Below are 17,931 nucleotides of genomic sequence, written 5' to 3'. Positions count from 1 at the left end.
GATGATAAAGAACCTATACCAAGTTATCGGAATCACTCAGGCAAGCCGTAAAGTCATTTTAGGTAGCTATGAAACACTATCACAAGCAGAGGAAAAAGTAACAGAGGCTAAGGCTCAGGGGTTTTATATTGATTATCGTATTAGCAAAATGTATCAATATTTAGTGCGATGTTTTGATAAGGATGGCGGGCTAATTGATGAGTTTTTATGTCGTTCTAAGATTCAAGCCGAGCAAGCTCTAACAGATTTAAGACAAGAGTTTCACAAGGTAGAAATCGTCTTTATAGGGGGTAATGATGAGTAAATTAATCTCAGCACCTAACCTATTAAAACAGCCGTCAGAGGCAACAGAATGTAAGATTTTTATCGGTTCGCAAGCGTGGGATTTTGCCAAGTTACCAATGGCAGAAAGAACACAAGCAGAAATTGAGCTAAATCAAGCGTTACCAACGGGGGAAAATATCCCCCCTATCGTACTCAGTGAAAGAGAAATCAATAATCTGACCGCTTACCGAATCGCCCCGCCATCTGTTCAGTATGTGGAATTACACAGAGCAAATAAAGCGGAGGCATTGAAAGGCAATACCTTAACGATTATTTGCGATTTTTTAGCAAAAAGAACAAAAGCGACCACTGTTTATCAGTATGACGAGGCAGAAAATCTTATCGAAGATTTAAGTAATTACGTCCAACGCTTACGCACTGATGAAAGCACGCAAGAAATAGCCGAATTAATTACAGAATCAAGCAAGGCAAGCATTTCTGATGATGATAAGAATAAACGCCAACCTTACATAGAAAAACGCACCACAAACGGAATAAAGGGGCTATATCGTGTTATGCCTAAGTTTGATAATACAACAGGAAAACTATTATCAGAGCGTGAAGAATGGTTATCTGATGTTGTGGACGTAATAGGAATAGGTCGCAGTGATTCAGAAGATTTTATTGTTTTAGAATGGAAACCAGAGGGAAGTAAGGACAAAATCAAAGAGGCTTTACCGCTTGAATACCTAGGCGAGCGTGAGGGTTGGAAGTTACTCAAAAAACGAGGGCTAAAAATCACAACTAAAAGTAACCTAAGAAACGAATTGGCGGACTATATACAGAACACAGGCGACCGCAAGCTATGGACGATCACTAATGCGACAGGGTGGCAAAATGGGGCTTATATTCTACCGAATGGGGAAATCATAGGTACACCTGAAACACCCGTACTATTTCGCAGTCAATCAGCCTCATTTGCGGGATATGATACCAAAGGCACGTTAGAGAGTTGGCAAGAGGAAATAGCCCAATATGTAAATAAAAATCCCTCTATGATGTTAGGTGTGGCGGTAGCTCTTTCTGCCCCACTGATTGAGATATTAGGTGCGGAATCTTTCGGGGTTCATCTTTTCGGTGGCTCTACCGCAGGGAAAACAACGACCGCCAACATTGCCAGTAGTATTTACGGACACCCTGAAAAGACTAGATTATCTTGGAATGCGACTTCACTCGGTTTAACCAATGAGGCGTCAGCTCGTAATGATTGCTTTATGCCTTTAGATGAAATAGGGCAAGGTTCAGCAAGAAAACACGTAGAGCAGACCGCCTATGCTCTTTTTAATGGTGTAGGTAAGATACAAGGGGCAAGAGAGGGAGGCAATCGAGAGTTACAGCGTTGGCGAATCATGGCTTTTTCTACTGGAGAAATAGACCTTGAGGGTTATCTATCAGCAGGTGGAGTAAAAACGAATGCTGGCCAACTTGTAAGATTGCTCAATGTACCGATTAAACAAGCTCTCGTTTACCACAAGTTTAACGATGGAAAAGCACACGCCGACCATTTGAACCAAGCCTCAAAAGCTCATTATGGCGTTGTTGGTCGTGAGTGGATTAAGTGGCTTATTGAACACCGCCAAGACGTGATAGAGCAATACAATGCGATTAAAATAAGATGGCTAGATAGACTACCAACAGACGCAAGCGGACAGGTTCAACGTGTGGCGGGTAGATTTGCTATATTAGAAACCGCCTTACAGCTATCATCACACCTTACCCTTTGGGAATCACAAGACAACAGCGAGGCACTTATTCAATCTTTCAATGAATGGGTAAATATCTTTGGTTTACATTCCAGAGAAGAAAAACAGGTTATAGAGCAAGTGAATGGGTGGCTATTAGCTAATGCCGAGGGGCGATTTATACGCTTTCCTATTGATGAAAAGCAAAAGCAGACGATAGCTAATATTGCGGGGTATAGAATGATGTTATCAGATAGCAACGATACAGAGCATTTTTACCTATACCCAATAGCATTTGATGAGGCAATCAACGGACACCCTAAAAATCAAGCTTGCCAAATATTAGCAGATAATGGGATTCTGAAAAAAGGGAATGAAACCCGATACAAATATCAGCTCAAAATACCGCACAAAGTCGATCCAAAGCGGACTAGGTGCTATGTACTCTATCCAATCATAGAACAAGACGAGGACGAGCCAGAGGGCTAATCTAAGCAAACAGAGAGAGAGTGTAAAAGCTCTCTTTTTTATTTTAGCTTGTAGCGTAAATAATATAAACAAATAAAATAATAGATATTATGTAGCATATGCTTTACATAGTTAAAATGCCATTTTAACCCTTATTTTTCATCAAAATAGATTTTTTCCAAAAAAGCCTTTTTTAGTAGGACAATGAGCATAATTAACATTATCTAATAATATCAACAAGTTAATGAAAAAATGCGTATTTTTTAAGCTAAAAAATTGTCCTCATTGTCCTACACGTGTAGGACAATTTTAGGCTTTTAACTTATTGATATTACTAGAATTGTCCTATTGTCCTCATTGTCCTACAATTTTTTAGTTATCTATATAAAAAAGGGTAAAAATCAGAAAATGACGAAATTATGAGAATTGAGATTTTGGCGGTATTCATGCTACATAATTTTACATGGTAATTTAGCTCGAATGATGTCGATAGATGTCGATGAGCTATTCATCATCTTTCATCATTCCAAGACATGATCAAGTCGGGCTAAAATGCCAATCAATAAAGAGCTAATACTAGATAGGGCAAGGATTGGCAAGGTGTGATCAAAAAGGTACTCCTGAGGGGTGTACGTTCTCCACGGGGTTACGGGGGCGTGGTTTCCGCCAATTTTTCGCATTTCTAGCCATCATCATCATCTGATTTTTTTAGTATGTTTTGTAAGCAATGATGATTAGCTATGAAATAAGACTTACCCGTAATGCTTAATATCTGAATCAAAATAAGTAAAAAACTGGATTAGCGATGAAATGGGGTTCTATGGGCGGTATTCTGACCTTTTGCCCTGGACTTTTTACCCGCCCTCCCCTCATAATTTTTTGACCAGTACGCGCGCGCGCGAGGGAATGCTTGAATTTCACTAAATTATGCTTGCCTATCCAACGCAAATTTTAAAAATTGAGTTAGACAGATAACCTCATTTGTTAAGGCTAAATATTCGGATCTAATTCCCGATATAGCCACCTCAAATCTGAGGAGGCTAAAGGCTTTGATTGCTGATTGTAAAATAGACAAAAAAGGGGGTTACTTTTGCTTTTAGTAGTACGTTTAGTAGTACGATTCAAGTCTGAATCAAAATAAACCCTTATATACCAATGCTTGTGAGCCTCAATTCAGATGACCCCAGCCCACCAAATCGATATAATCTGATGTAATCGGATGTAAAGAAAAGCCTTGGGCCACAACGGTTCATGGCTTTTTTATTATTATACTTCTATATATCAAGAGACATGATGGATCTTAGTATATGGCAAGGAAGCCACCCATTTTGATCTTGATATTTTACATATGCCCATTGGTAATAAAGTGCCAATAATTCAACAACCTCACCTTTTTTAATTTGTAATTCAGTAGGATTGTAATTTTGATTTAATGTATCATTTGTGATGAAGTCTATCGGTACGTAGGTATCATATCCATTAATTTGACAGGCATACCAATTGGGGTATTTTTCATATAATGCGAGATTCTTTATGACAGAACCTTTAGAAAAGGTTGGAAATTTACCTTCACCATTATGAGATTCGATCACACATAATTTCATCATTGTATTTTTTGCTTATATCGTTCTAAAATTTCAACCGCTAGGTTTTCTGCCAATTTAGCTTTATCCGCAAGCGGTAAGATCTTGTTTCCATTTTGCCAAAATAAATGCAAGCTATTTTGCTCTGCACCGAATACTTGTCCATCAGATACATCATTAGCACAAATTAAATCTAAATTCTTACGTTGTAATTTGTCCTTTGCATATTGTTCAAGGTTTTGGGTTTCTGCCGCAAATCCCACCACAAAAGGACGATTTTCGGAAAGATGGGCAACATTAGAAATAATGTCTGGATTTTTAACCAGTTTTAATATGAGTTCATCATTATCGCCCGTTTTCTTAATTTTTTGCGTGGCAACTTGTTCGACTCGATAGTCTGCAACAGCAGCACAACCGATAAAAATTGCAGATTGTTGAGCGAAACTCACCGCTTGTTGTTCCATTTCTAAAGCGGATTTCACGTTAATTCGGGTCACATTGTGTGGCGTAGCCAAATTAACAGGACCTGCAATTAACGTGACTTTAGCTCCTCGTTTGGCAAATGCACCGGCAATCGCAAAGCCCATTTTTCCAGAGCTATGATTACTAATATAGCGAACAGGATCGATCGCCTCTTGAGTTGGACCCGCAGTGATCGTAATAGAGAGATCTAAAAGATCTTTAGCGTGCTTCTGTTGCACAAAATGGTTTTCTACCGCATGAAAAATTTCTGCGGGTTCTGACATTCTGCCCGCACCAATATCGCCACAAGCTTGAAATCCATCATTTGGACCAATAGTTAATACGCCTTGTTCTTTTAGACTTTGCAAATTTTCTTGAACAATTGACCGCTTGTACATTTGCTGATTCATTGCTGGCGCAATTAAAATGGGCGACGCAGTAGCAAGGCAAAGTGTAGAGAGAAGATCATTTCCCATACCAACACGAAGTCGAGCGATAAAATCAGCCGTAGCGGGTGCAATCACCACTAGATCTGCCCATTTTGCTAGCTCAATATGCCCCATCGCAAGTTCTGCTTGAGGGTCGAGTAAGGAAGAAGAAACTGCATTACCTGAAATGGCTTGCAATGTAAGTGGAGTCACAAATGCTTCTGCTGAAGGCGTTAAAACTACTCGTACTTCGGCATCTGCTTTTTTAAATAAACGAATTAATTCGATTGTTTTATAGGCTGCAATACCACCAGTAATTCCTACCACAATTTTTTTATTCTTCAGCATGTGTTTCTCCTTCAAAAATAGACTGTCATTTTACGCAAATAGGTACTTACTCACAATGTAAATATTTTTTCGAGAAGGATCGAAAAAAATAACAACGTATTTTGCGTAATAGTCCATTTCTTTTTATGGTAAATATTCGTTTGAATAAGAGCTGAAAATATGGATGAAAACACGTCTGATGAACTTATGCCGAGGGAGAAATTATTGCAATATGGTGCTTCATCATTAACCGATGAAGAATTATTAGCGATTTTTTTAAGAACAGGCATTAAGGGATTACCCGTAATGGCATTATCTCGGCACGTTCTACAAGCTTTTGGGTCATTTAGGGCATTATTAACTGCGGAATTAGCGGATTTTTGCAAAATTAAAGGATTAGGACAAACACAATATATTCAGCTTCAAGCAACAAAAGAGATGACAAAACGTTATCTTTTACAGCAAATGGAAGTAGAAGAAACGATAGATTCCCCTCATTTGGCGATCATGTATTTTCAATCTGTATTAGAGAATGATGAGCGAGAAATCTTTATGGTGTTATTTTTGAATAACAAGCACCATTTGATAAAAGCAGAAAAAATGTTTTTAGGAACAATTAATCAAGCATCTGTTTACTCTAGAGAAATCATCAAAGAAGCCTTAAAATGCAATGCTGCCGCAATTATTGTGGCACATAATCATCCATCAGGTAGTTGTACGCCAAGTGAAGCGGATCGATATTTGACTCGAAAAATAGAAATGGCGTGCGATTTGGTTGATATTCGTTTTGTGGATCATATTATTGTGGGAAAAGGGAGCTATTTTTCATTCGAGGAGAACAAACTTGACTCATAAAACAGATAAATTTTCCTTGAATGAGAACGCTAAAGCAAGTATAATTCGCAGTCTTTAAAATAGTCTGTGGGTCGGGTTTATATACCTGACGAGGTAGTCAGTGATTTTCCTGATAACCCGAACCATTTAGCTTAAGCTTAAGTAATCATTGGAGAATTTCAAATGTCTAGAGTCTGTCAAGTAACAGGCAAGCGTCCAGCTGTTGGTAACAACCGCTCACACGCATTGAATGCGACAAGACGTCGTTTTCTACCTAACCTTCATACACACCGTTTCTGGGTTGAAAGTGAAAAACGTTTCGTAACTTTACGCTTAACAGCGAAAGGTATGCGTATTATTGATAAAAAAGGCATCGATGCAGTATTAGCTGAAATCCGTGCTCGTGGCGAAAAAATCTAAGGAGTAACCCATGGCAGCTAAAGGTAATCGTGAGAAAATTAGATTAGTTTCAAGTGCTGAAACTGGTCATTTCTACACAACAACTAAAAATAAACGTAACATGCCAGAAAAAATGGAGATCAAAAAATTTGATCCTGTTGTTCGCAAACACGTTATTTACAAAGAAGCAAAAATCAAATAGTTTGCATTTTGTTTAAATAAAAAGCCCGATAGTAACTTATCGGGCTTTTTTATTGTTTAAAGTACAAAGCATTTCCCTTTTTCACCAAAACTCTGTAATATTGCGCCCTCTTAAATATGCCCTTTATTTAAGGATCGTTTCCAACCTATCCTGTTCTTTGGGAATCAATAGGGTAAAAACAAAAAAGTTGAAACGCTTTTTTTAATAAGTAGCGAGTCAAATGCCCCAAGGCATCTTATTTTTAGAATAAGAAAGCTTAGCTTTCCGCAAGGCACCCGACTTATTTTTTTAACCTCTTACAGAAGGTCTATTCAATTATGATAAATACTCCAGTAAATCCAATCCAACAAGCAACCAACGAATATTACTTAACCCGCCAAAATGAGATGGAATCAAATGTGCGTAGTTATCCGCGTAAATTACCGCTTGCGATTGCAAAAGCGCAAGGTTGCTGGGTTACTGATGTGGAAGGCAATGATTATTTAGATTGTCTAGCAGGAGCAGGAACACTTGCATTAGGACATAATCATCCTGATGTGATTCAAGCAATTCAAGATGTCCTTGCAAGTGGATTACCTTTGCATACCCTTGATTTAACCACACCATTAAAAGATGCTTTTACTGAAGAATTACTTTCATTCTTTCCAAAAGATCAATATCGCTTACAGTTTTGTGGACCATCTGGTGCAGACGGTACAGAAGCCGCAGTTAAATTAGCAAAAACCTATACGGGCCGAGGCAATGTGATTGCTTTTTCTGGTGGTTATCACGGTATGACACATGGTTCTCTTTCTATGACGGGGAATTTAGGGGCGAAAAATGCCGTACAAAACTTAATGGCTGGCGTGCAATTTATGCCATACCCACATGAATACCGTTGTCCTTTAGGATTAGGTGGAAAAGCGGGTGTTGATGCCTTAACTTACTATTTTGAAAACTTTATTGAAGACGTAGAAAGTGGTGTAGTTAAACCTGCTGCAGTGATTCTTGAAGCAATTCAAGGGGAAGGTGGTGTAGTGCCAGCGCCAGTGAAATGGTTACAAAAAATTCGTGAAGTGACGAAAAAACACGGTATCGTGCTGATTTTAGATGAAGTTCAAGCGGGATTCTGCCGTTCAGGTAAAATGTTTGCTTTTGAACATGCGGGTATTGAGCCTGATGTGGTGGTCATGTCAAAAGCCGTAGGTGGAAGTTTACCGCTTGCTGTGCTTGCAATTAAGAAAGAATTTGATGCTTGGCAACCAGCAGGGCACACCGGTACTTTCCGTGGTAATCAAATGGCAATGGCAACAGGCTATGCGTCATTAAAAGTAATGAAAGAGCAAAATCTTGCGAAAAATGCCCAAGAACGTGGTGATTTCTTACAAGCAGAATTGAAGAAATTAGCTGAGCAATATCCATGTATCGGCAATGTGCGTGGTAAAGGGTTAATGATTGGGATTGAAATCGTGGATGAACGTCAACCTCAAGATAGAATTGGTTCATATCCTGCTGATGGTGCATTAGCTGCTGAAATTCAAAAAGCGTGTTTCAATAATAAGCTTTTACTAGAACGCGGTGGACGTGGTGGAAACGTTGTACGTATCCTTTGCCCATTGATTATTACTCAAGCAGAATGTGAAGAAATGCTCAAACGTTTCACCCAATCTGTAAAAGATGCGTTAAACGTAACACGCGGATAAATTCCCAAATACCTTACCTCTCTTAAATTAAGAGAGGTTCTTCTTATTAGGAATATAAAATGATTGATTTTGTAAAACATAAACAGGCGTTATTGTGCAACGATCCTAATTCCATTGCTGATTATGAATCTGCGATGGCAGAAGCGGTACAAGCGGTCAGTTCATGGCTAAAAAATGAAAAAATGTACACCGGTGGTAGTATTAAACAATTGCGTGAAGCGATTGCGTTTTCCCCATCAAAAGAAGGGCTTGGCGTCGAAAAATCATTACACCGCTTAATTGATTTATTTTTAAATAAAAGTTTAAAAGTTCACCACCCACATTCATTGGCACATTTACATTGTCCAACAATGGTTACCAGTCAAATTGCCGAGGTGTTAATCAATGCCACCAATCAATCAATGGATTCTTGGGATCAAAGCCCTGCGGGTTCGTTGATGGAAGTACAGTTGATTGAATGGCTACGTGAAAAAGTAGGCTATGGCAAAGGGCAAGCGGGTGTTTTCACTTCTGGCGGTACACAATCCAACCTTATGGGTGTTTTATTAGCTCGTGATGCGTGTATAGCAAAAAACTGGCAAGATAGCGAAGGTAATCCTTGGTCTGTGCAAAAAGATGGTATTCCAGCGGAAGCGATGCAAAAAGTAAAAGTTGTGTGCTCTGAAAATGCTCACTTTTCTGTGCAAAAGAATATGGCAATGATGGGAATGGGTTTCCAATCGGTTGTCACTGTGCCGAGCAATGCCAACGCACAAATGGACGTTGATGCTTTAGCAAAAACTTTGGCGGATCTGACCGCTGATGGCAAGATTGTAGCTTGTGTGGTGGCGACTGCGGGTACAACGGATGCAGGAGCGATTGATCCTCTCAAAGAAATTCGAGCGATCACCGATCAATATGGCATCTGGATGCACGTTGATGCTGCATGGGGTGGCGCATTATTGCTTTCCAATGATTACCGCCATTGGTTAGATGGGCTTGAATTGACGGATTCTGTTACCTTAGATTTCCATAAGCATTTCTTCCAAAGTATTTCTTGTGGTGCATTTTTACTTAAAAATGAAGAAGACTATCGCTACATTGATTACAAAGCCGATTATCTTAATTCAGAATATGATGAAGAGCATGGCGTGCCAAATCTCGTCGCTAAATCATTACAAACCACTCGTCGTTTTGATGCATTAAAATTATGGTTTACCATTGAAGCATTGGGCGAGTCGCTCTATGGTTCAATGATCGATCACGGCATTAAATTAGCTCAACAGGTGTCAGAGTACATTAAATCAACTGATGATTTAGAAATGTTTGTTGAATCACAATTTGCATCGGTTTTATTCCGTGTTGTGCCGAAAGACTACCCAACGGAGTTTATTGACAGCTTAAATCAAAACGTGGCAGATGAATTATTTGCACGTGGAGAGGCGAATATTGGGGTAACTAAGGTTGGCAATGTTCAATCATTAAAAATGACCTTACTCAGTCCAGTAGCGACATTTGATGATGTTAAATCCTTATTAGATCAGGTTTTAGCAGAAGCGAATAGAATTAAAGAGTCGATTGTGAAAGGTGAGTACATACCGCCAATAGATTAATCGTTGGAAAAAAGCCTCATAAGTTAAGTTTATGAGGCTTTTTTTATATTTGGATTGGCTATAGATAGAAGCTGCTGACTTGGAACATTTTTTCTATTTCTTCTACCTGTTTTCTATCATTGAGTAATAAAATCAGATGATCATTTTCTTCTATCACTGTTGATTTATGCGCAATAATGACAAGCCCATTACGGACAATCGATCCAATAACCGCACCTTGAGGTAATTTGATTTCACTCATTTTGCGTCCAACAATTTTAGAGGATTCACTATCACCATGGGCGATAATTTCTATTGCTTCAACTTCTCCTTGTCTAAAAGATGCAACTTTCACAATATCACCTTTACGCACATGACTTGATAATGCAGAGATCGTTGCTTGTTGAGGAGATAATGCGATATCAATAGTACCGCCTTGAATTAAGTTTAAATAGGCAAGACGTTGCACTAATACGATTGCTTTAGTTACTCCTAAGCGTTTAGCAAGTAGCCCCGACATAATATTGGCTTCATCATCACTGGTAAAAGCTAAAAATAAGTCAATATTCTCAATATGCTCTTCAAATAATAATTCCTGATCAGACGCATCACCGCATAAAACGAGGGTGTTCGATAATTTCTCAGAGAGTCTTTCTGCTTTTTCTTGGTCTCGTTCTAATAATTTTACACTGTAATTTTGCTCAAGATTTTTAGCTAACTCCGTACCTATATTACCACCGCCTACGATCATAATTCGTTTATGTGGTTTTTCTAAGCGTTGTAATTCAGCCATGACCGCTTTGATATGATTTGTTGCACAAATAAAGAAGACCTCATCGCCCGCTTCTATAATTGTTGAGCCTTGTGGTACAAAGCCTTTATCTTGACGGAAAATGGATAAAATACGCGTTTCAATATAAGGAAGATGGTCAGTTAAGACTGAAATTGGATATCCGACGAGTGGTCCACCATAGTAGGCTTTAACATGAACTACACTGACAAGATCATTGGCAAAATGCGCCACTTGTAATGCTCCAGGGTAATCAATTAAACGTAAGATTTCTTGGGTAACTAAAAGCTCAGGGGCAATGATATGATCAATCGGTAACACTGCATTGCTGAATAGTACTTCACTTTCATAGACATAATCAGGATTTCTAATACGTGCGATTTTTGTAGGAATGTTAAATAAAGTATAAGCAATTTGACACGCAATCATATTACTTTCATCGCTGTTTGTTACCGCCACAATCAAATCTGCATCACTTGCACCTGCTTGGCGAAGAATTCGAGGCGAGGCGGCATTGCCTTTGACGACCTGTAAATCGTGTTTATCTTGTAATTTATTTAAGCGAGACTGATCATCATCAATAATTACGATATCATTATCATCATTAGATAAATATTCAGCTAGTGTCGTACCAACTTGCCCTGCCCCTAAAATAATAATTTTCATACTAATCTGCTCGTTTCATCAATTTTGCGTAGAAGAATCCATCCCCACCATTAGGTGTCGGGAAAAATTGTTTCTTTGTGATTTTTTCGCCATTTAAACTTATTTCAACTAATTTAGCATCTCTTGTTTTTTCGAGAAAGCGTTTAATTTGCTCACTATTTTCTTCGGGTAAAACTGAACAAGTTGCATACAGTAATACGCCATTCGGTTTTAGTTTCTTCCAGAGTGCAGAAAGAATTTTACCTTGTAACTCTGCAAGTTCTTCAATATCACTTTCTTTACGTAACCATTTGATATCAGGATGACGACGAATTACACCCGTTGCGGAACAAGGGGCGTCTAATAAAATTCGGTCAAATAATCTATCTTCTTTGAGCCATTGTTCAGGTTGAGTTGCATCACCACATAAAACCGTAGCTTGTTGTCCAAGGCGTTGTAGATTTTCTTCAACCCGTTTTAAACGAGAGGATTCAATATCCACAGCGATCACGTTTGCTTGGGGAGCTAATTCTAGGATATGAGTCGTTTTGCCACCTGGGGCAGCACAAGCATCTAAAATCCATTCATCATTTTGTGGTTCAAGCCAGTGTGCAGACCATTGAGCGTGAGCATCTTGTACGGTTACTCCACCTGTTGCAAAATTTGGTAAAGAAGTAACCGCTTGCGGATTCACTAAACGAATCGCTGAATCAGGGATCTCATTAGTATTATCTGTTGCTACGCTATCGCCCAATAATTTTACATAATCCATGGAGGAGTTTTGTTGAGTATTGACCCTTAACCACATTGGCGGACGTTGATTATTGGCTCCAATAATTTCTCGCCAGTGGGGATAGGCTTTTTTCAATTTATTCACTAACCATTCTGGGTGCAAGGTTTGCCAATGTTTATCCACTTTTGCAAGAATGCTTTCTTGCTCGCGTAAAAAACGACGTAATACCCCGTTGGTTAAGGCTCTAAAACTATCTAACTTTAATGTTTTAGTCGCATTAACTACTTCGTCCACAGCAGCATGAGCAGGCACTCGCATATAAAGTAATTGGTATAATCCAACTAATAATAAGCAATGGACTAATCTGGTTTTCCCTTTAAGGGGTTTAGCGACCAACAATTTAATAATCGCTTCTAAGCGAGGAAGAACACGACAAACACCAAAAGTGATTTCTTGAATAAAAGGTAAATCTTTCGCATCCACCTCTTGCTGAATTTGTGGAATTAAAGCAGACAGGGATTTACCTTCGTCCAAAACTTGACGAATGATTTGGGCTGAAATGGCTCGGGAAGATTGTTTTTTCAATTTAAATCACCTCTCCAACTTTAAACCACTCACCTCGTCCATTCAGAAAATCTTGGACTGACATTGGTTTTTTCCCCGCGGGTTGTAATTGAGTGATATTGAGTACACCTTCTTTAGTTGCAATTTGAATGCCTTTTTTATCAACCGAAAGTATCGTCCCTGCCGTTTTATTTTGATGCGGTAATACATCTGCTTGATAAACTTTAATTCGCTCTTCTTTACCATCTACCATTAAATTGAGGTAAGCAATCGGAGAAGGATTGAAAGCACGAATATTTCTTTCTAGCTGGCAAGCGGTAAGATCCCAATCAAGTTTTGCTTCTTCCTTGGTAAGTTTTTCCGCGTAGTTTGCTAAGTCTTCTTGTTGTTTTTCTGCGACAAACTGACCGTTTGTTAATCCATTGAGTACTTCAATCAATGCTGGTGGCGCAATTTCAGCTAAACGTTCATAAAGTGATGCTGACGTTTCAGTTGGTAAAATTGGTGTCGTAACTTTATGTAACATATCGCCTGTATCCAATCCAACATCCATTTGCATAATAGTAACGCCCGTTTCTTGATCACCCGCCCAAATTGCCCGTTGAATCGGTGCAGCACCACGCCAACGAGGAAGTAGCGAACCATGTACATTAAGACAACCATAGCGAGGTATATCTAAGATTGCTTTCGGTAAAATTAAGCCGTAAGCCACAACGACCATAACATCCGCGCCTAAAGTTGCAAACTCCGCTTGAGCCTCTTCTTTACGCAAAGATTTAGGTTGAAAAACAGGAATATTATGAGATTCAGCCAGTTTTTTTACTGGGCTAGATTGTAATTTTTTACCTCGACCAGCAGGTTTGTCAGGTTGGGTATAAACTGCAATGACATCATGTTCAGAATCTAACAATGCTTGTAAATGGATTGCAGCAAAATCAGGCGTACCTGCAAAAATAATCTTTAATTTATTTGTGTTCATAAAATGGTATTGATTGAATATTAATGCCTTATTGTATCGCAAAATAAGACATAACGCAGAAAAGCGTTATTAAATAATAGCAGTATTAAACTAAAAGGATCATTAAGATGATGATATTATAAGATTTGGTGCTAATGCCTATCGACATTGGTGATGAAAATATAATGAGTTCAATAAAGTTGTACCATTTTTATTGAACTCAATTATGGTCATGGAGTTTTTTTCTTGATTAATTATGTTGTTGATCGGCAGTACAATGACGTAACAAGAAATAACCAAGGATTGCAGAAACAAATGAGCCGATCAGGATTCCTAATCGCGCTAAAGACATGAGCTGTCCGTTAGAGTCATCACCAAAGGCCAAACTTGCTAAGAACATCGACATAGTGAATCCGATACCACATAGGATGGATATAGCAAAAATTTGTTTAAAATTAACTCCTTTTGGTAGTTGAGCAATTCTTAATTTAACTGCTGTATAACTAAATAGAAAAACGCCAAGAGGTTTACCAATTAACAGACCGAGAGTTACACCAAGTGTTAATGGCGAGGTTAGACTACTTATTCCCATGCCTGAGAGAGATACTCCTGCATTAGAAAAAGCAAAGAGTGGTAAAATTACAAAAGAACACCATGGTGTCAGGATATGTTCTAAATCGATTAATGGTGTTTCGTCTTTTTTCCCTTTTAGAGGGATACAAAAACCGATAATAACTCCTGCTAAGGTTGCATGAACACCAGATTTTAATACTGATGCCCATAAAATGATACCTACAACAAGATAAGCACAAAGGGCGGTTACTTTCATTCGGTTCAGGGTAATTAATATCGCAATAGAAATTCCAGCAGAAATTAATGCTGTTGTACTTAATTCGTGAGAAAAGAAAATTGCAATAACAACAATAGCACCAAGATCATCAATGATTGCTAAGGCTAGTAAGAATATTTTTAGAGCAAATGGAACACGTTTACCTAAGAGTGCAAGCACACCAAGGGCAAAAGCAATATCCGTTGCCATCGGAATAGCCCAACCAGACTGATTTTCAGGCACGCCTTGATTTAATCCCCAATAGATTAAAGCAGGAATAACCATTCCTCCAATTGCACCTACAGCAGGGAAAATAGCTTTTTGATAGCTAGATAAGGCACCTATCAATAATTCTCTCTTAACTTCTAATCCAACTAATATGAAAAATATTGCCATAAAACCATCATTTACCCACATTAAAAGAGGTTTATGAATTTCGAATAATCCAATTTGGATTCGAACAGGCATATCTAAAAAGTCAAAATAGAGATTTTCTGCAGAGGTGTTTGCTAAAATAATGGCAATGGAAGCAAAGAATAATAATAAAATTCCACCCGCAGAGCCAAGTTTAAAAAAGCTTTTTATCAAGTTAATCAACATTATCCTCCTAAAATAAATTTTTCTTTCAACATAACATTTTTTTACTAAAAATAATATCTTCAAATGTTTTAAATAGGGTAATGGATGTTTGAATTATGAACAGAAAGTATATTATTTTAGTTATAAGTCTAGTTATAAAATATGAGTATTATGCCTTGATCTTTCTTTACTTTGTCGGTAGAATTCGCACTCTATTTTTATTATTATTGTTTTGGCATACGCCAACATTTATTACATTTTTGGGTAGATAACATGAAACGTACATTTCAACCATCAGTATTAAAACGCGCTCGTTCTCACGGTTTCCGTGCTCGTATGGCAACTAAAAACGGTCGCCAAGTATTAGCACGCCGTCGTGCTAAAGGTCGTAAAAGTTTGTCTGCATAATTTGTAGATACTAGCAGATACACATTGTGTGAATAAGCTAACTTTTTCTCGGGAGCTACGTTTGTTAGCTCCCGTTCAATTTAAAGCAGTCTTCGAACAGCCGTTTCGAGCTAGCACTCCTCAACTTACTCTTCTTGCTCGACAAAATAATTTTGATAAGCCTCGTTTAGGATTAACTGTTGCGAAAAAACATTTAAAACGTGCTCATGATAGAAATCGGATTAAACGTATTGTGCGTGAAAGTTTTCGCCTAAAACAGCATGAATTACCTTGCTATGATTTTGTCTTTGTCGCAAAAGGCGGAATTGGTAAATTGAGCAATCAAGAATTATTTGAAACCTTAGAAAAATTATGGCATCGTCACATTCGCCTGTCACAAAAAAACAGGGAACAAGCTTAATCGCCTATTTATTGATAGGTATTATTAAATTTTACCGCTATTTTATCAGTCCATTGATTGGTCCCCGTTGTCGCTTTCAGCCAACTTGCTCAGCTTATGCTCTAGAAGCTATTCGCTTTCATGGTGGGCTAAAAGGTGGTTGGTTGGCTGCAAAACGTATTGCTCGTTGCCATCCTTTAAGTGAAGGTGGAGAAGATCCAGTTCCACCAAAATGTGATTGCAAAAAATAATCACAATCATACCGCTTCACTGAGTACGAGTTTTCCTGAAAAGCGTTGTGTGAGTAGATTTTCAATCTGTGATAAATACGAAGGATTAATACCGATTGTTAAGTTTATTTTTTCCGCAAATTCTTGTTCAAGAATAATGATATCTTGTTCATCAAGTAAATTTTGCAAGCTATGGAATTGATCATATTCGCATTGCAAGCGGTAAGATTCGCGTAATACTTTGCGTATTTTTTCAACTTGTTGTAGAGCTTGTTGAACCCCATTTCCATACGCTTTCACTAGCCCGCCCGTACCTAGCAAAACCCCACCATAGTAGCGTACCACTACAGCACTGATTTCACCTAGCCCGCTGCCTTGTAAATGATTAAGCATGGGTTTTCCTGCTGTACCAGAAGGTTCGCCATCATCAGAAAATCCATATTGTTGAGAGTCATTAGGTGAACCAGCAACACATGCCCAACAATGATGGCGAGCTTGGGGATGCAGAGCCTTTACTTCTGCCCAAAATGCTTTAGCTTCTTCTAAACCTTCAGTGTGGCGAATGTAGGTAATAAATCGACTTTTTTTGATTTCTTCTTCAAAAATAGTTTGTTGAGTATTTGGGATAAAAAATTCCATATTTCGTCTTTTTAAGGTAAAAATTGCGAATATTTTGTGAAGTTAGCCTTATTTTAGTGATAAATGATTTGCATATATACTTAAAGTTTAGTATACCTAATACGTCTTTTTTGATATATCTCAAAAAAAAACGAATACAGCAATATGCTATTTTTTCCCGATAAGAGGATCTATTTAAATGAAAAAATTATTCAAATTTTCTTTGCTTACAACATTAGCGATGTCAGCTTTTTCTATTTCTGCTCAAGCTGAAGAGCAGTTTATTACTATTGGTACTGGTGGTCAAACGGGTGTTTATTATGTGGTTGGACAATCTGTATGCCAACTTGTAAATCGTGATACAGCAAAAACACAAATTAAATGTAACGCACCATCAACGGGTGGCTCAGTAGCGAATTTAAATTCAATCGCAGATAATCAAATGGACATGGGAATTGCTCAATCAGACTGGCAATATCATGCGTACAATGGTACAAGTTCATTTGAAAACAAAAAGAATGATAAATTACGTGCGATCTTCTCTATCCATCCAGAACCATTTACTGTAATGGCTCGTGATGATTCAGGTGTTGCAACTTTTGATGATTTAAAAGGTAAAAGAGTAAACGTAGGCGATCCAGGTTCTGGTACACGTGCAACAATGAACGTTATTTTAGATGCGAAAGGTTGGACAGATAAAGAATTCAAAGTCGCGTCTGAGTTAAAACCTTCAGAAATGGCTTCAGTAATGTGTGATAACAACTTAGATGCTATCACTTATAATGTAGGTCATCCAAATGGCGCATTAAAAGAAGCAGCAGCATCTTGTGATGCACATTTAGTGCCAGTAACAGGCGAAGCAATTGATAAATTAGTTGCAGATCACCCTTACTATGCAAAAGCAACGATTCCAGGTGGATTATATAAAGGTTCTGATGAGCCAGTAGATACATTCGGTGTGTATGCAACATTAGTCACTTCTGCTGATGTGGATGACGATAAAGTTTATGCTGTAGTTAAAGCAGTATTCGATAACTTCTCACGTTTCAAACGCTTACATCCAGCATTTGCAAATCTTACAGAACAAGATATGATTAAGAATGCACTTTCAGCTCCGCTTCATGATGGCGCAGTACGTTATTATAAAGAGCGTGGTTGGATTCAATAATCTTAATCTTGATTAAAAATAAGAGGCAGGTTAATCCTGCCTTTTTCTGTTTAACCTTACAAGCGGTC

Annotated in this window: 18 protein-coding genes; 11 read left to right on the top strand and 7 right to left on the bottom strand. The window is 38.2% G+C overall.

Annotation, left to right across the window (positions count from 1 at the left end; genetic code table 11):
* Nucleotide 1 precedes the first annotated feature (1 nt).
* Both A6A10_RS08695 and A6A10_RS08690 read left to right on the top strand, forming a co-directional pair.
* Entirely contained in the window at nt 2-304 is a 303-nt protein-coding gene (locus tag A6A10_RS08695; RefSeq protein WP_121123889.1) for a hypothetical protein, read from the top strand.
* On the top strand, nt 294-2,495 hold the full coding sequence (locus tag A6A10_RS08690) for a DUF927 domain-containing protein (RefSeq protein WP_121123887.1): 2,202 nt from the start codon (nt 294-296) through the stop codon (nt 2,493-2,495). Before A6A10_RS08695 ends, A6A10_RS08690 begins: the two co-directional genes overlap by 11 nt.
* A gap of 1,253 nt (nt 2,496-3,748) precedes the next feature.
* Here the strand turns inward: A6A10_RS08690 and A6A10_RS08685 are convergent.
* Nucleotides 3,749-4,081, bottom strand: a complete 333-nt coding sequence (locus A6A10_RS08685; protein WP_229583602.1) for an SH3 domain-containing protein — start codon at nt 4,079-4,081, stop codon at nt 3,749-3,751.
* On the bottom strand, nt 4,078-5,295 hold the full coding sequence (gene coaBC / locus A6A10_RS08680; RefSeq protein ID WP_121123885.1) for a bifunctional phosphopantothenoylcysteine decarboxylase/phosphopantothenate--cysteine ligase CoaBC: 1,218 nt from the start codon (nt 5,293-5,295) through the stop codon (nt 4,078-4,080). The genes A6A10_RS08685 and coaBC overlap by 4 nt, the downstream gene beginning before the upstream one ends.
* Nucleotides 5,296-5,454: 159 nt before the next feature.
* On the opposite strand from coaBC, the gene radC reads away from it, so the two are divergent.
* From radC to A6A10_RS08655, 5 genes are all read left to right on the top strand, one after another.
* A complete protein-coding gene (gene radC, locus A6A10_RS08675; RefSeq protein ID WP_121123883.1) occupies nt 5,455-6,129 on the top strand; it encodes a RadC family protein in 675 nt (224 codons plus the stop codon).
* A 162-nt stretch (nt 6,130-6,291) separates the two neighbouring features.
* A complete protein-coding gene (gene rpmB, locus A6A10_RS08670) occupies nt 6,292-6,528 on the top strand; it encodes a 50S ribosomal protein L28 (RefSeq protein ID WP_121123881.1) in 237 nt (78 codons plus the stop codon).
* Nucleotides 6,529-6,538: 10 nt separating this feature from the next.
* A complete protein-coding gene (gene rpmG / locus A6A10_RS08665) occupies nt 6,539-6,709 on the top strand; it encodes a 50S ribosomal protein L33 (protein WP_005599764.1) in 171 nt (56 codons plus the stop codon).
* Between the two features lie 314 nt (nt 6,710-7,023).
* Nucleotides 7,024-8,391, top strand: a complete 1,368-nt coding sequence (locus A6A10_RS08660; protein ID WP_211327988.1) for a diaminobutyrate--2-oxoglutarate transaminase — start codon at nt 7,024-7,026, stop codon at nt 8,389-8,391.
* Between the two features lie 59 nt (nt 8,392-8,450).
* Complete coding sequence (locus tag A6A10_RS08655; RefSeq protein WP_121123877.1) at nt 8,451-9,983, top strand: pyridoxal phosphate-dependent decarboxylase family protein; 1,533 nt, start codon at nt 8,451-8,453, stop codon at nt 9,981-9,983.
* Between the two features lie 58 nt (nt 9,984-10,041).
* Here A6A10_RS08655 and trkA read toward each other — a convergent pair whose 3' ends face one another.
* From trkA to nhaA, 4 genes are all read right to left on the bottom strand, one after another.
* Nucleotides 10,042-11,418 carry a Trk system potassium transporter TrkA gene (gene trkA, locus A6A10_RS08650; protein WP_121123875.1) on the bottom strand — a complete coding sequence of 459 codons (1,377 nt, stop codon included), beginning with the start codon at nt 11,416-11,418 and terminating at the stop codon, nt 10,042-10,044.
* 1 nt (nt 11,419) lies between these two features.
* A complete protein-coding gene (gene rsmB / locus A6A10_RS08645) occupies nt 11,420-12,715 on the bottom strand; it encodes a 16S rRNA (cytosine(967)-C(5))-methyltransferase RsmB (protein ID WP_121123873.1) in 1,296 nt (431 codons plus the stop codon).
* 1 nt (nt 12,716) lies between these two features.
* Nucleotides 12,717-13,673, bottom strand: a complete 957-nt coding sequence (gene fmt / locus A6A10_RS08640) for a methionyl-tRNA formyltransferase (RefSeq protein ID WP_121123871.1) — start codon at nt 13,671-13,673, stop codon at nt 12,717-12,719.
* 229 nt (nt 13,674-13,902) lie between these two features.
* The gene (gene nhaA, locus A6A10_RS08635; protein WP_418789093.1) at nt 13,903-15,081 is read right to left on the bottom strand and encodes a Na+/H+ antiporter NhaA; all 1,179 of its coding nucleotides are present in this window, start codon (nt 15,079-15,081) and stop codon (nt 13,903-13,905) included.
* Between the two features lie 252 nt (nt 15,082-15,333).
* Here nhaA and rpmH point away from each other — a divergent pair, with 252 nt between their 5' ends.
* Genes rpmH through yidD form a run of 3 tightly spaced genes read left to right on the top strand, consistent with a single transcriptional unit; the run spans nt 15,334 to nt 16,098 of the window.
* Nucleotides 15,334-15,468: a 50S ribosomal protein L34 gene (rpmH, locus tag A6A10_RS08630; protein ID WP_121123869.1), complete on the top strand. Its 135-nt coding sequence runs from the start codon at nt 15,334-15,336 to the stop codon at nt 15,466-15,468.
* A gap of 28 nt (nt 15,469-15,496) precedes the next feature.
* Nucleotides 15,497-15,868: a ribonuclease P protein component gene (gene rnpA / locus A6A10_RS08625; protein ID WP_121123867.1), complete on the top strand. Its 372-nt coding sequence runs from the start codon at nt 15,497-15,499 to the stop codon at nt 15,866-15,868.
* On the top strand, nt 15,820-16,098 hold the full coding sequence (gene yidD, locus A6A10_RS08620) for a membrane protein insertion efficiency factor YidD (RefSeq protein WP_121123865.1): 279 nt from the start codon (nt 15,820-15,822) through the stop codon (nt 16,096-16,098). Before rnpA ends, yidD begins: the two co-directional genes overlap by 49 nt.
* Before the next feature lie 6 nt (nt 16,099-16,104).
* On the opposite strand, the gene A6A10_RS08615 is transcribed toward yidD, so the two are convergent.
* Nucleotides 16,105-16,716, bottom strand: coding sequence for a YigZ family protein (locus A6A10_RS08615; RefSeq protein WP_121123863.1), 612 nt, complete (start codon nt 16,714-16,716; stop codon nt 16,105-16,107).
* A 178-nt stretch (nt 16,717-16,894) separates the two neighbouring features.
* Here A6A10_RS08615 and A6A10_RS08610 point away from each other — a divergent pair, with 178 nt between their 5' ends.
* Nucleotides 16,895-17,863 carry a TAXI family TRAP transporter solute-binding subunit gene (locus A6A10_RS08610; RefSeq protein ID WP_121123861.1) on the top strand — a complete coding sequence of 323 codons (969 nt, stop codon included), beginning with the start codon at nt 16,895-16,897 and terminating at the stop codon, nt 17,861-17,863.
* The last annotated feature ends 68 nt before the right edge of the window (nt 17,864-17,931 follow it).

Source organism: Otariodibacter oris (genome assembly GCF_009684715.1).
Lineage (GTDB): Bacteria > Pseudomonadota > Gammaproteobacteria > Enterobacterales > Pasteurellaceae > Otariodibacter > Otariodibacter oris.
Note: the sequence above shows the minus strand (reverse complement) of the source record. Positions and strands in the feature narration are given on the sequence as shown.